Here is a 13,471-nt window from a genome sequence, read left to right on the forward strand (position 1 = left end):
GATCCGGGGGTGCCGGGTGGGGTCGTGGAGCGGCTGCGGCGCCATCGTGGTTTTTCGCGCAGTTCCCCGCGCCCCTTCAGGGGCGCGGGGAACTGCGCGAACGAGCCCCACCGGACCCGCACACGGCATCAGTCCAGATAACCCCTCAGCTGGTCGGCGAAGGCGTGGTCCCTCAGTTTGTTCAGCGTCTTCGACTCGATCTGCCTTATGCGCTCCCTGGTCACCCCGAAGATCCTGCCGATCTCCTCCAGCGTGCGCGGGCGGCCGTCCGCCAGGCCGTAGCGGAGCTGGACGACCTTCCGCTCCCGCTCCCCCAGGGTCGACAGGACCGCCTCCAGGTGCTCCCTGAGCAGCAGGAACGCCGCCGACTCCACCGGAGAGGCCGCGTCACCGTCCTCGATGAGGTCACCGAGGGCGACGTCGTCCTCCTCGCCGACGGGCGCGTGCAGCGACACCGGCTCCTGGGCGAGGCGCAGAACCTCGCTGACCCGCTCCGGCTGCAGGTCCAGATGCGCCGCGACCTCCTCGGGCGTCGGCTCGTAGCCCCGCTCCTGGAGCATGCGGCGCTGGACGCGGACGACCCGGTTGATGAGCTCCACGACATGGACCGGGACCCTTATCGTGCGGGCCTGGTCGGCCAGGGCGCGGGACATGGCCTGGCGGATCCACCACGTCGCGTACGTGGAGAACTTGTAGCCGCGGGCGTAGTCGAACTTCTCGACCGCCCTGATCAGGCCCAGGTTGCCCTCCTGGACGAGGTCGAGCATCGTCAGGCCGCGGCCGACGTAGCGCTTGGCGACGGAGACGACCAGGCGCAGGTTCGCCTCGATCAGGCGGCGTTTGGCCATGCGGCCCATGACGACGAGCCGGTCCAGGTCGAGGGCGAGCTGGCTGTCCAGGTCGGGGGTGAGGCGCAGCTTCTCCTCCGCGAACAGTCCGGCCTCGACACGGCGGGCGAGTTCGACCTCCTCGGCGGCGGTGAGCAGGGGGATGCGGCCGATCTCCCGCAGGTACTGGCGGAACAGGTCCGAGGAGGGGCTGCCGGTCTCGGTGCGGACCGGCCGGGGTTCGACGGCCTCCGGCGGCTCGGCCGCCTCGACGGCCTCGGCGGGCGGCTCCTCCGGCTCCTCCGGCTCCGGCTCCGGTTCCGCCTCGGGGTGGTGCACGGCGCGGCTCTGCGCCGGGACCCCTGACAGGGCGTCGGCCTCCGCGTCCGGCGCGGCACCGTCGGCGCCGGGGGCGGCATCGGCGTCGGTCTGGGTGAGGGTCTGGGTCTGCACGGGGGCGACCTCCAGGATGATCGCTGCCCTGGAGTGCGGCAGCGGTACTTCGGGGGCGGAGTCGGCCTCGCCGCTTTCCGTCCCGTACGCGATGAGCGGAACCGCGGGGGTCTGGGACCCGTGGGTGACGGATCGGCCGCGCTCCGAGGACTCAGGCACCGGAACCCAGTGTGGGGTAAGACACATCGTCGCCACGAGGGGCGTGCGGTGACTTTTTGTTTCCGGTCCGTGACCGCGCGGTCGCCCCTCGTGGGAAACCCGGATGCCCCGTACGCCACTGGTCTGCGACGATCGGCCGATGTCCGCTGCCCTGTACGAGTCGCATGTGACGGTCCGCTGCGCCGGCCCCGACGAGCTCGCCCGGCTGCGCCGCTGGGCGGCCGCGGGCGGGTTCGAGCTCACGCACATCGTGCTGGCCAGGGGCCGGATGCGCGACCAGCCGATGCTCACCCTGTCCGGTTCGCCGTCGTACGCCTGCGAAGCGGCGCGGGTGCGGGACGTGGCCGCGCGTCTGCGGGCGGACGGTTTTGATCCGGTGCGCGTGAAGATCGAGTCGTCGCCCTGGTCGCCGGAGGTGCCGCGCCGGCCCTGCGACGACGGGCGCTACTTCGAGCACCATGTGAAGCTGCGGCTCACCGCGGACACGGACCTGGCGGCTCTCGCGGCGCGCGTCGTGCCGCACGGCGCCCATCTGTCGTGGAACGCCCGGCGGGTGCGGGGTGAGCACCAGGAGCGGTTCGTGACCCAGCGCTGCCACGCGGTGGACGCCGAGGGCGCGGGCCGGGCACTGGAGCGGCTGCTGACCGAGCTGAGCGACCGCGAAGTGCTCGGTGTGGAGCGGGAGTTCGTGCTGTACGACAGTGACGTGTCGGTGGACGAGGGATGGCTGGAGGAACCGGTGGGGGCAGGGGCATGACAGGGACGGCGTGGGAGCGGTTCGGCTGGCGGAGTTCCGAGATCCCCCGTGAGCCTCTCGACGACGCCACCCGCAGGGCGGAACACCTGCCGAAGACGCTGCGTCCGGTGCCGGGGGACGACGTGGTGCAGCGCCCGGTCTTCGACCCGGCCCTGAAGCACCTCCACAAGGCCTATCGCGCGACCGACCCGGCCTTCGCCGACCCGACGCGGGGCGAGGCGTGGCGGGCGGCCCGCCGGCAGGCGCTGCATCTGGTCCTGGCCGCGATCAGCGACTCGCCGTGGGTGGACTCGCTGGTGCTGCGGGGCAGCGTGCTGATGTCGGCGTGGTTCGGGGAGGCCGCGCGCGAGCCCGGTGACCTGGACTTCGTCGTCGTTCCGCACACCTGGCGGATGGAGGACGGCCGGACGGACCGGATGCTGGCCGGGATCGCGGCAGCGGCGCAGGAACTGGCCGAGGCGCGGGGCCAGGGGGTCGGGATCTCGGCGCGCGGCGCGGTCGTCGAGGACATCTGGACGTACGACCGCGTGCCCGGCCGGCGCATGGTGCTCCCCTGGGGCGCCCCCGGCCTGCCCGGCGGTCACGTCCAGCTGGACTTCGTCTTCAACGAGCGGCTGCCCGAGGAGCCCGGGCCGGTCGAGCTGCCGGGCGGTGCGCTCGTCCAGGCCGCGACGCCGGAGCTGTCGCTGGCGTGGAAGCTGATGTGGGTGATCAACGACGCGCACGCCCAGGGCAAGGACCTGTACGACGCCGTCCTGCTGGCCGAGCGGTACCCGTTGCGCTACGAGCTGCTGCACGAGGTGTTCCGGCTGTCGGGCGAGTGGCCGTACTCGTACCGCGAGCAGGTCCTCCTGGAGGACGTGGTGGAGGCGGTCGGCTCCGTGGAGTGGAACCACTTCGTCACCGAGTACCCGCGGTTCAGGTACGACGAGCGGGAGTTCGCCGAGCGGCTGGTGCGCGCGGTGACTCCGGCCTTCGAGGGGGCCGGGGCCTGACCCGTGTCAGAGCGCGGCGGCGCCGTGCGTCCGGAGGGTCTGGTCGTACTGCTGGAGGACCCACAGTTCGTTCTGCACGGCGGCGAGCTCGGCCGGGTCGCCGTGGGTTCCGAGGCGGGTGAGCCGGCTCGTGATGTCGCGGATGCGGCGCTCCACGGCCCGGCGGCGGACCGTCACCAACTGGGCGCCCGCGTACACCTCGTCGGCCCCCTTCACGCCCTTGTGCAGCAGGATCGCCTCGACGGCGAGCTCCGTGACCATCGCGCGGACGGCGTCGTCCGGGGCGGCCTCGCGGACCCTGACCAGGTAGTCCTGGGGGTCGGCGACGCCCGGTTCGGCGCCGCCCGCGTCCTGGATGGCCTGGCGGACGGCGGCGTAGGGCGGGGCGGTGAACTCGTCCACGCCGTAGGCGTCGAAGGCCGGGGAGACCAGCTCGGGGCGCTGCAGGGCGAGTTTGAGGAGCTCCCGCTCGGTGGCGAAGACGGGGTTGCGCAGGTTCAGGGCCGGGCCGCGGGGGGCGGCGGGCCGGGGCGGGCCGGCGTACTGCTGTCCCTGGTGGTGCCGCTCCGGGGCGGGGCCCTTGCCGCCGCGGTCGCGGGCCCAGCGGGCCAGCTGGGCCACGCGCTTGACCACGAACTGGGTGTCGAGGATGCCGAGCATGCCGGCGAGCTGGACGGCGACCTCGTGCTGGGCGCCGCTGTTCTTGATGCGGGCGACGATCGGGGCGGCCTCGTCCAGGGCGGCGGCGCGGCCCGCCGGGGTGTCGAGGTCGTAGCGGCTGACGATCTGGCGCAGTGCGAACTCGAAGAGGGGGGTGCGGGGCTCGACGAGGTCGGCGACGGCCTCGTCGCCCTTGACCAGGCGCAGGTCGCAGGGGTCCATGCCGTCAGGGGCGATGGCGATGTAGGTCTCGGCGGCGAACTTCTGGTCGTCCTCGAAGGCGCGCAGGGCGGCCTTCTGACCGGCGGCGTCGCCGTCGAAGGTGAAGATGACCCGGGCCGAGCCGTTGTCCATCAGCAGCCGGCGGAGGATCTTGATGTGGTCACCGCCGAAGGCGGTGCCGCAGGTGGCGATGGCGGTCGTCACGCCGGCGAGATGGCAGGCCATCACGTCCGTGTAGCCCTCGACGACGACCGCGCGGGAGGCCTTGGCGATGTCCTTCTTGGCGAGGTCGATGCCGTAGAGGACCTGGGACTTCTTGTAGATCGCCGTGTCGGGCGTGTTCAGGTACTTCGGGCCGTTGTCCGCCTCGTAGAGCTTGCGGGCGCCGAAGCCGACGACGTCGCCGCCGATGTCGCGGATGGGCCACATCAGGCGTCCGCGGAAGCGGTCGATGGGGCCGCGGCGGCCTTCCTGGGAGAGGCCGGAGAGGATCAGCTCCTTGTCGGTGAAGCCCTTGCCGCGCAGGAAGCGCGTGAGGTGGTCCCAGCCCTGGGGGCTGTAGCCGACGGAGAAGTGCTGGGCGGCGGCCTGGTCGAAGCCGCGGTCGGCGAGGAACTGGCGGCCGGTGTCGGCCTCCGGGCTGGTGGCGAGCTGTTCCACGTACCAGTCGGCGGCGATCTTGTGGGCCTCGACCAGGCGGATCCGCTCACCGCGCTGGTGGGAGGGGTTGTAGCCGCCCTCCTCGTAGCGCAGGGTGATGCCCGCCTGGCCGGCCAGGCGTTCGACCGCCTCCGAGAAGGAGAGGTGGTCGATCTTCATCACGAACGTGATGGTGTCGCCGCCCTCCTGGCAGCCGAAGCAGTGGAAGAACCCCTTGCTCGGGCTGACCTGGAAGGACGGCGACTTCTCGTCGTGGAAGGGGCACAGACCCTTGAGGTTCCCGCCGCCCGCGTTGCGCAGCTGGAGGTACTCGGACACCACGGCGTCGATCGGGACCGCGTCCCGTACCGCCTTCACGTCCTCGTCGTTGATCCGTCCTGCCACGCGTGAATTCTACGGTGGTCCGCCGACAGTCCTGACGGCTAGGAGGCGAGGCCCTCCAGCGGAACGTGCGGGTCCGCCAGGGACTCCGGGTTCACCCTCGCCCGGGAGCGGATCAGGCGCTGGATCTTGTCCGTGACGTCCCACACGTTCACGTTCATCCCGGCCAGCACCCTGCCGTCCTTCACCCAGAACGCGATGAACTCGCGCTTCCCGGCATCCCCGCGGATCACCACCTGGTCGTAGCTGCCCGCGGGCGCCCAGCCGGAGTACTCCATGCCCAGGTCGTACTGGTCGGAGAAGAAGTAGGGCACCCGGTCGTACGTCACGTCGCTGCCCAGCATGGAGCGCGCGGCCGCCGGGCCGCCGTTCAGGGCGTTGGCCCAGTGCTCCACCCGCAGGCTCGTGGCGAACAGGGCGTGGTGGAAGGAGGCCGCGTCGCCGGCCGCGTAGATGTCGGGGTCGGAGGTGCGCAGCCGCTCGTCGACCACGATGCCACCGCCCTGCGCCCGGTCGGCGATGTCCAGCCCGGCCGCCTCCGCGAGAGCGACCCGCGGGGCCGCGCCGATCGCCGCGAGCACGTCGTGCGCCGGGTGCTCCTCGCCGTCGTCGGTGCGGGCCGCGAGGACCATGCCGTCCTGGCCGACGATCTCCGTCAGCCGCCTGCCGAAGTGGAAGCGCACGCCGTGCTCGCGGTGCAGCTCGGCGAAGAGCGCGCCGAGCTCCGGGCCCAGCACGCCGTGCAGCGGGGTCGGCCCGTGCTCGACGACCGTGACCTCCGCGCCGTACTCGCGGGCCGCCGCCGCGACCTCCAGGCCGATCCAGCCGGCCCCGGCGATGACGAGGTGGCCGTTGTCCCGGCCGAGGTTGGTCAGGACGTGTTTGAGGCGCTCGGCGTGGGCGAGGCGGCGCAGGTGGTGCACGCCGGCCAGGTCCGTGCCCGGGATGTCCAGGCGGCGCGGCTCTGCACCGGTCGCCAGGAGCAGCTTGTCGTAGCGGACGAGGGTGCCGTCCTCGCCGAAGCGGACCGTCTTCGCGGTGCGGTCGATCGCGTCGACGGTCTGGCCGAGGTGCAGCTCGATGTCGTGGGCCGCGTACCAGGCCGGCTCGTGCACGAAGACGCTGTCGCGTTCCTCCTTGCCGAGGAGGTAGCCCTTGGACAGGGGCGGGCGCTCGTAGGGGTGGTCGCGTTCGTCGCAGATCAGTATCACGCGGCCGGTGAAGCCCTCCGCGCGGAGCGTCTCGGCCGCCTTCGCGCCGGCCAGTCCGCCTCCGACGATGACGAATGTCTGATCCGCGTCGACCACTTGGTGCCTCCTCGTCAGGGTGTCGCCACTTGCGAGCGTCCCGCACGGAGCGTGATGCGGGAAGAGGGAGTGACCCGATCAGGCCACGGAGGGTCACATTCGGGGGTGCTCGCGTCCCGCCGGTCACGCCAGTTTCATCCCTGCCCCGTCAGACGGGCGTGAAGCGAACGGGCGGAGGTGTCGGTGAGGGAGGCGATCTGGTCGACGATCACCCGCTTGCGCGCCCTGTCGTCCCCCGCTCGGTCGAACAGGGCGCGGAACTGCGGGTCCAGGCCGTCCGGGGCGCGGGCGGTGAGCGCCTCGGCCAGTTCGGCGACGACGATCCGCTGGTCGGCGCGCAGTCGCTCCTGCTCGGCGCGCTGCATGACGTACAGGTCGGCGACGGCCTTGAGGACCGCGCACTCCATGCGGGTCTCGCGCGGGACGACCAGCTCCGCGGCGTACCGGGTGAGCCGCCCGGCGCCTCCCCCAGTGCCTGAACGGCCTGGGTGGTACCCCCAGGCGGTGCGGGTCGCGGTCTCGGCGGCCAGGCAGAAGCGGCCGATGAGCTGGCTGGTGGCGTCCTTCAGACGGGCCTGGGCGACGGCGGTTCCGTCGTAGCCGTGCGGCCACCACTCCTGGGCGAGGAGCCGGTCCAGGGCCTCGGCGAGCTCGGCGGGGTCGGTGTCCGCGGGCACGTACCGGCCGAGGGCGACCTGGAAGACGTCCCGGCGTTCGGGGTCGGCATGCAGGCAGTTCGGGTCGATGTGACCGGCGTGCAGGCCGTCCTCCACGTCGTGCACGGAGTAGGCCACGTCGTCGGACCAGTCCATGACCTGCGCCTCGAAGCAGGTGCGGGTGCCGGGGGCGTCCTTGCGGAGCCAGTCGAAGACCGGGCGGTCGTCCTCGTAGACGCCGAACTTGTGCGACGCCGGGTCGGTGGGGTGGGCGCCGCGGGGCCAGGGGTACTTGGTGGCGGCGTCGAGGGCGGCGCGGGTGAGGTTGAGGCCGACGGAGCGTTCCGGGGTGAACCGTTTGGGCTCGATGCGGGTGAGGAGCCTGAGGGACTGGGCGTTGCCCTCGAAGCCGCCGCAGTCCGCCGCGAACTCGTTGAGGGCCTGTTCGCCGTTGTGGCCGAAGGGCGGGTGGCCCAGGTCGTGGGAGAGGCAGGCGGCTTCCACGAGGTCGGGGTCGCAGCCGAGGGCCGCGCCCAGCTCGCGGCCGACCTGGGCGCATTCGAGCGAATGGGTGAGGCGGGTGCGGGGGCTGGCGTCCCAGGCGGGGCCGAGGGTGCCGGGCGTCACCACTTGGGTTTTGCCGGCGAGTCTTCTGAGGGCGGCGCTGTGCAGGACCCGGGCCCGGTCGCGTTGGAAGGCGGTGCGGCCGGGGCGTTTGTCGGGTTCGGGGGCCCAGCGGTCGACTGACGTCGGGTCGTAGCCGGGGGGGTGTTGTGCGGTGCCGTCCATGGCTCGACAGTAAGCGCCAACGCGTGTGCCTGGTTCTGTTGTGGGGCGTGTGCGCGTTGTTCTGGGCTGGTCGCGCAGTTCCCCGCGCCCCTTAAGGACATGTCCCCGTCGGCGACATCAGGCCGAGGCCAGTACCGGTTGAGCAGCCGCCGTCGCCAGCGCCTCGTCGTAGCGGTGGAGGACGAGGTCGGCCATGGCGGGGTGGGTGCCCAGGGGGGCCGCCGCTGTCCAGGGGGCCTTTCGGGCGCACTCCGTGGCGAAGCGGCCGGGGGCCGTGAAGTAGGACGCGAGGGCGATGTGGCGGCGGCCCCTCGCCAGGAGGGTGCGGACGGCCGTTTCGACCGTCGGGGTCGCCGCCGAGGCGTAGGCCGGGATGACCGGGACGCCGAGGCGGGTCGCCAGGAGGTGGGCGGTGCGGCCCGTGTCCGTCTTCGCGTCCGGGTCTCGGGAGCCCGCGGCGGCGAGGATCACCGCGCTGGTGCGGTGGGGTGTCCCGCCCCAGCCGGCTTCCGTGAGGCGGGCCTGGAGTGCGTCGACCAGGAGCGGGTGGGGGCCCAGCGGGGCGGCCAGGTGAGTGCGGGCCCGGGAGGCCGCCGCCATCTCGGGGATGTCCTGCTTGACGTGGTAGCCACGGCTGAGGAGGAGGGGGACGAGGACCGCCTCCGTGTCGCCCAGGGCCGCGAGGGTGTCGGGGAGCAGGGGGGCGTTGAGTTCGATGTGGCCCAGGTGCACGGGCACGTCGGGGCGCAGAGCGCGGACCCGGTCGAGGAGTGCGCTCACCGTGCTCAGCGCGCGGGGGTCGCGGCTGCCGTGGGCCACGACCACGAGGGCGGGCGGGGCCGGGCGGCGCGTGGCGGGCGGCGGGACGAGGCTGAGCTGACTGGGCATGCTCCGATGGTGACGGTGGCGCGTTGCCTTCCCGTTGCATGGGCGTCACGGGTGTTTTCCAGCGCTTCACGATGTGGGACGCGGCGGTGTGAGCTGCCTTGACCTGCCGTTTCCCCGAGACGAGTGAAGCTGGTCACGTGGCTGCGGATGAACCGGGCGGTCCCGGACGACGTCCCTGACTGTCGAGGGGCCGACCTGGGGAGGGACCGTCCGATGCGTCGTGTGACGTTGCGCAGACCGCGGCTGCCGCGTACCCGGCGGGGGCAGCGGAGGCTGGTGCAGGCCGTGATGGCCGGGTGCGTGCTGGCCCTGCTTCCGGCGACGTGGATGTACGCCGTGGCGGGTGACCGGCTGCGGACGGTGGCGGACGTGCCGCGTACCGAGGTGGCGGTGGTGTTCGGTGCCGGGCTGTGGGAGGGCGAGCCCTCGCCGTATCTCGCGCACCGGCTCGACGCGGCGGCGAAGCTGTACCGGGAGGGGCGGGTCGAGGTGGTGCTCGTCACCGGGGACAACAGCCGGGAGGACTACGACGAGCCGGACGCGATGCGCGCCTATCTGACGCGGCACGGGGTGCCCGACGGGCGGATCGTCAGCGACTACGCGGGGTTCGACACCTGGGACTCCTGCGTGCGCGCGAAGAAGATCTTCGGGGTGGATCAGGCCGTGCTGATCAGCCAGGGCTTCCACATCCGGCGGGCGGTGGCGCTGTGCGAGGCGGCGGGGGTCTCCTCGTACGGGGTCGGTGTGGACGCCGTGCACGACGCGACCTGGTACTACGGGGGCACCCGGGAGATCTTCGCCGCCGGGAAGGCCGCGCTGGACGCGGTGTTCCGTCCGGATCCGCGCTTCCTCGGGCCGCGGGAGCCGGGTGTGCGGCGGGCGTTGGCGGCGGCCGGGGATCCTCGCGGGTGACCCGGCCGGGGGCGTCCGCCCCCGGCCGGTCGGTGGGTGTCGGTGTCAGTGCTCGTGCTCGTCTTCGGGCCTGTGTCCGTCTTCGTGGAAGCGCGGGGAGCGCTTCTCCAGGAACGCCGTCATGCCCTCCTTCTGGTCGTCGGTGGCGAACAGGGCGTGGAAGACGCGGCGTTCGAAGCGGATCCCGTCGCGCAGACCGGTTTCGAGGGCCCGGTCGACGCACTCGCGGGCCGCGCTGACCGCCGCACTGCCGTACGAGGCGATCGCCGCCGCCGCTTCGAGGGCCTCTGGCAGGACCCGGTCGTCGGGGACCACACGGGAGACGAGACCGCAGCGTCCAGCCTCCTGTGCGTCCATGGTGCGACCGGTGAGGACCAGGTCCATGGCCGTGGCCCTGCCTACGAGCCGGGTCAGCCGCTGGGTGCCGCCGATGCCGGGGATCACACCGAGCTTGATCTCGGGCTGCCCGAAGACGGCCGACTCCCCCGCGACGACCAGGTCGCACATCATCGCCAGCTCACAACCGCCGCCGAGGGCATGACCGTTGACGGCCGCGACCTTGGGGGTGCGGAGGTCCGCGAACTCCTCCCAGCCGGCGAAGTAGTCCTCGGCCATCATGTCGACGGCCGATTTCCCGGCCATCTCCCTGATGTCGGCGCCCGCGGCGAAGACCGTGTCCGAGCCGGTGACGACGAAGCAGCCGACCTCGGGATCCGCGTCCAACGGGCTCAGTGTGTCCAGGAGTTCGGTGAGGAGCTCACTGCTGAGCGCGTTGCGTACGTGCGGGCGGTGCAGGCGTACGGTCACGACCCGGCCGTCCCGCTCCAGCTTCAGGTGGTTCATCAGCATCCCCTTCTACGAGTCCCAGATCGCGCCGTACGCCGGAATCCCCCGCCGTTCCAGGCCGTGGACCACCTGCCAGGTCAGCTTCTTGTTGGAGATGCAGATGACCGCCTCGGCGCCGAAGTCCCGGCAGGCCTCGTGGGCGAGGCGCACCATGTCGGGCTTGCCGTGCCGGGAGGTGTCCCAGATCCGGGCGTGCGGCTGGACGGCGAGGATCTCGTCGACCAGGGCGTCGCCGTAGGTCGTACGGGGGTCGCGGGTCGCCCAGACGAGCCGGGAGGGCACCTGGGCGGCGAGCAGGTGGGGCAGGCAGGGGCCGATGCCGCTGCCGGTGGCGACGTAGACCACCTTGGTGAACAGGACCTCGATGTTGGCCACCCCGGCCGTGGTGATGCCCTTGACCCACACCTGCCGGGGCAGGTCGTCGATGAAGGAACCGGTCCAGTCGCCGGCCCGGGAGATCGTGAGCCGGAAGCCGGACTCGCCGGGGGCGGGCACGTTGGCGAAGGAGTGCCATTCCGTCAGCGGGCTGCGGCTGATCGCGGTGGAGGAGCCCGCGAACGGGGTCTCGCCGTGGTCGAAGCGGGCCAGCACGACGTGCGAGGAGGGGCGTTCGAGGTGGACGTCCACCTTGCGCAGCCGCAGCCAGGGCAGGGCGACACTGAAGGTGATCACCGCGAGCGTGCCGACCTCCCAGGGGCCCGGCGACGCCAGCAGCGTGTGCGTCCAGAACAGGGCCAGCGCCGTCCAGCCGCCGAAACGGTGGATCTTCTCGAAGTGGTCGTGCCGACGGGAGCGGAAGGGCGGCAGGGCGGTGGCGATGATCAGGGCGAGGAGGGCGATCAGGGTCCACCCGACCGCCCTGGCCGGGCCGTCGGGTGCCGTGGTCGTCGAGGCCAGGAACCAGGCGGTGCCCGCCAGTGCCCCGCCGATGTGCAGTCCGCCGAAGTGGTACACCTTGCCGAGCGACCAGCGGACCCGCAGCGGCCAGCTGGTCGGCGCCGAAGTCGCCAGCCGGAACAGCAGGTTGATGACGTACTGCTGCCGTACGACGACGGCGAGGGCGAAGTTGGCGAGGGCCGCGTGCCCGAGGGTGGGGGCGGTCAGGGGCCAACCGATCCAGGCGAAGGCCGTGTTGGCCAGGAGCACCAGGGCCGCGAGCCGGTTGTAGTGCATCAGGCGGGGGTGCTTGAGCAGGCGGCGGGGGCCCGGCAGGAGAGGCGGGAGCCCGTCGGTGGCCTGCTGGTTCCGGGTTCGCTGGTTCCGAGGCGGGGAGGTGGTCATCGCGCCACCGCCACGCGCTCCTCGATCATGTGCAGCAACGCCTGTTTGTCGACCTTGCCCCGGTCGGTCTCGGGCAGGAGGGCCAGCGGGAGGATCCGCTCCGGGACGCAGTAGTAGGGCAGGGCGTCCGCGACCGCCCGGCGCGCCGCTTCCGGGTCGACGTCCGCCGGGCAGACGAAGGAGACCAGGGTGCGGGCGTCGCGTTTCAGCGTGACGGCCCGCGTGCAGCCGGCCGCGGACTCCAGGACGGAGGAGACGGAGTCCAGTTCGACGCGGAAGCCGCGCACCTTCACCTGGTCGTCGGTGCGTCCGAGGTGCTCCAGCTCGCCGCCGGGCGTCCAGCGGCCGAGGTCGCGGGTGCGGAACATGCGCCGGCCACCGCCGAGGAAGGGGTCGGGGGCGTACCGCTCTGCGTTGAGGGCGTCGTCGCCGAGGTAGCCGGCGGACACGCAGTCGCCGCCGGCCCACATCTCGCCGGGCTCGCCGACCGGCACGGGACGGCGGTCGGCGTCGAGAACGTAGACGGTGTTGTTGGGGGTGGGGCGGCCGATGGTGAGCAGCGGGGCGTCCGGGACGTGGCGGCTCATCGTGTTGACGATCGTCGTCTCGGTGGGGCCGCAGCCGTTGAAGAAGGCGGCCTGCCGGGCCCAGCGGTCGGCCAGCGGGCGTGGGCAGGGCTCCCCCGCCACGGCGACCGTGCGCACCCGCGGGCAGGCGGCCGGGTCGAGGCCGGACAGCACGGTCGGGGTCGCGACGAGCACGTCCGCCGTGCGGGCCGCCGCGGCGATGTCCTTGCCGCGGATGACGAGGGTCCCGCCGTGCGTGAGGCAGCCGAGGATCTCCCAGGCGGCCATGTCGAAGGCGATGTTGAGGAGCTGGGCGACCCGGTCGCCGGGCCGGACGCCGAGGTCGCCCGGGGCGGTGAGCAGGAGGTTGGCGACGTTGCGGTGGCTGACCCGCACGCCGTTGGGGCGGCCGGTGGTGCCGGAGGTGAACAGGACGTAGGCGCCGTCGTCGCCGGTGACGCGGACGCGCGGGGCCGGGGCGTACGGCAGGGGCTCGTCGAGCGGGAGCAGCAGATGGCCGTCGGGCAGGGGCACGCGGTGGGCGTGCTCGGCGACCGTGAGGACGATCCGGGTGCGGGCGGTGCGGATGACGTGGGTGAGCTGGGCCGGGGGCGCGAGGCCGATGTCCTGGGGGACGTAGGCGGCGCCGGCCTTCAGGATGCCGAGCAGGCCGACCAGCATCGGGATCGAGCGGCGGACGAACAGGCCGACGTGGTCGCCGGGGCGGACGCCCTCGCGGACCAGGCGGGCGGCGAGGGCGCCTGCGCAGCGGTCGAGCCGGCCGTAGGTGATGCGGGCGCCCTGGTGTTCGGCGGCGACGGCGTGCGGGGTGGCCGCGGCGTGCCGGGCGACGGCGTGGTGCAGGAGGGGGTCGGGGACGGGGACGGCGGGGCCTCGGCCGTACTGCCTGAAGAGCTGCTGGTCGCGGGGGGTCAAATGGCGCAGAGGCATGATCGGGTGGCCTCCTGGCTGTTTCGAGGTCGGATTGCCACCTGCGGTCCGGCCGCGGGTGGATGCTGCCGTGAGCGGCGGGCATGCCCGGGTGTCGAACGCCGTGCGGAGTCGTGCGAGCGCTGCGCGTAGCGAGAGCGTAGTGCCGCTGCTTCAACTCT

11 protein-coding genes are annotated in these 13,471 nt (G+C 72.7%); 3 read left to right on the top strand and 8 right to left on the bottom strand.

Annotated features, from left to right (window positions below):
- Nucleotides 1-128 precede the first annotated feature (128 nt).
- Nucleotides 129-1,439: an RNA polymerase sigma factor gene (locus ACFCXS_RS10615; protein WP_376642882.1), complete on the bottom strand. Its 1,311-nt coding sequence runs from the start codon at nt 1,437-1,439 to the stop codon at nt 129-131.
- Between the two features lie 139 nt (nt 1,440-1,578).
- Between ACFCXS_RS10615 and ACFCXS_RS10620 the strand changes: the two genes are divergently transcribed.
- The gene (locus ACFCXS_RS10620; protein WP_376642883.1) at nt 1,579-2,196 is read left to right on the top strand and encodes a hypothetical protein; all 618 of its coding nucleotides are present in this window, start codon (nt 1,579-1,581) and stop codon (nt 2,194-2,196) included.
- On the top strand, nt 2,193-3,191 hold the full coding sequence (locus ACFCXS_RS10625) for a nucleotidyl transferase AbiEii/AbiGii toxin family protein (RefSeq protein WP_376642884.1): 999 nt from the start codon (nt 2,193-2,195) through the stop codon (nt 3,189-3,191). The genes ACFCXS_RS10620 and ACFCXS_RS10625 overlap by 4 nt, the downstream gene beginning before the upstream one ends.
- A 6-nt stretch (nt 3,192-3,197) precedes the next feature.
- On the opposite strand, the gene dnaG is transcribed toward ACFCXS_RS10625, so the two are convergent.
- The 4 genes from dnaG to ACFCXS_RS10645 form a co-directional block, all read right to left on the bottom strand.
- On the bottom strand, nt 3,198-5,117 hold the full coding sequence (gene dnaG / locus ACFCXS_RS10630; RefSeq protein WP_376642885.1) for a DNA primase: 1,920 nt from the start codon (nt 5,115-5,117) through the stop codon (nt 3,198-3,200).
- A 38-nt stretch (nt 5,118-5,155) separates the two neighbouring features.
- Nucleotides 5,156-6,421 (bottom strand): NAD(P)/FAD-dependent oxidoreductase, encoded by a 1,266-nt coding sequence (locus tag ACFCXS_RS10635; protein ID WP_376642886.1) that lies wholly within the window; start codon nt 6,419-6,421, stop codon nt 5,156-5,158.
- Nucleotides 6,422-6,555: 134 nt separating this feature from the next.
- A complete protein-coding gene (locus tag ACFCXS_RS10640) occupies nt 6,556-7,866 on the bottom strand; it encodes a deoxyguanosinetriphosphate triphosphohydrolase (protein WP_376642887.1) in 1,311 nt (436 codons plus the stop codon).
- 117 nt (nt 7,867-7,983) lie between these two features.
- Nucleotides 7,984-8,754, bottom strand: coding sequence for a sirohydrochlorin chelatase (locus ACFCXS_RS10645; RefSeq protein ID WP_376642888.1), 771 nt, complete (start codon nt 8,752-8,754; stop codon nt 7,984-7,986).
- A 213-nt stretch (nt 8,755-8,967) separates the two neighbouring features.
- Here ACFCXS_RS10645 and ACFCXS_RS10650 point away from each other — a divergent pair, with 213 nt between their 5' ends.
- The gene (locus ACFCXS_RS10650) at nt 8,968-9,666 is read left to right on the top strand and encodes a vancomycin high temperature exclusion protein (RefSeq protein ID WP_376642889.1); all 699 of its coding nucleotides are present in this window, start codon (nt 8,968-8,970) and stop codon (nt 9,664-9,666) included.
- 45 nt (nt 9,667-9,711) lie between these two features.
- Here ACFCXS_RS10650 and ACFCXS_RS10655 read toward each other — a convergent pair whose 3' ends face one another.
- Genes ACFCXS_RS10655 through ACFCXS_RS10665 form a run of 3 tightly spaced genes read right to left on the bottom strand, consistent with a single transcriptional unit; the run spans nt 9,712 to nt 13,310 of the window.
- Nucleotides 9,712-10,509, bottom strand: a complete 798-nt coding sequence (locus tag ACFCXS_RS10655; protein ID WP_376642890.1) for an enoyl-CoA hydratase-related protein — start codon at nt 10,507-10,509, stop codon at nt 9,712-9,714.
- A 12-nt stretch (nt 10,510-10,521) separates the two neighbouring features.
- Nucleotides 10,522-11,793, bottom strand: coding sequence for a hypothetical protein (locus tag ACFCXS_RS10660; protein ID WP_376642891.1), 1,272 nt, complete (start codon nt 11,791-11,793; stop codon nt 10,522-10,524).
- Nucleotides 11,790-13,310 (bottom strand): amino acid adenylation domain-containing protein, encoded by a 1,521-nt coding sequence (locus ACFCXS_RS10665; RefSeq protein ID WP_376642892.1) that lies wholly within the window; start codon nt 13,308-13,310, stop codon nt 11,790-11,792. Before ACFCXS_RS10665 ends, ACFCXS_RS10660 begins: the two co-directional genes overlap by 4 nt.
- Nucleotides 13,311-13,471: the final 161 nt, after the last annotated feature.

The sequence above is a fragment of the Streptomyces sp. NPDC056373 genome (assembly GCF_042262425.1).
GTDB lineage: Bacteria > Actinomycetota > Actinomycetes > Streptomycetales > Streptomycetaceae > Streptomyces.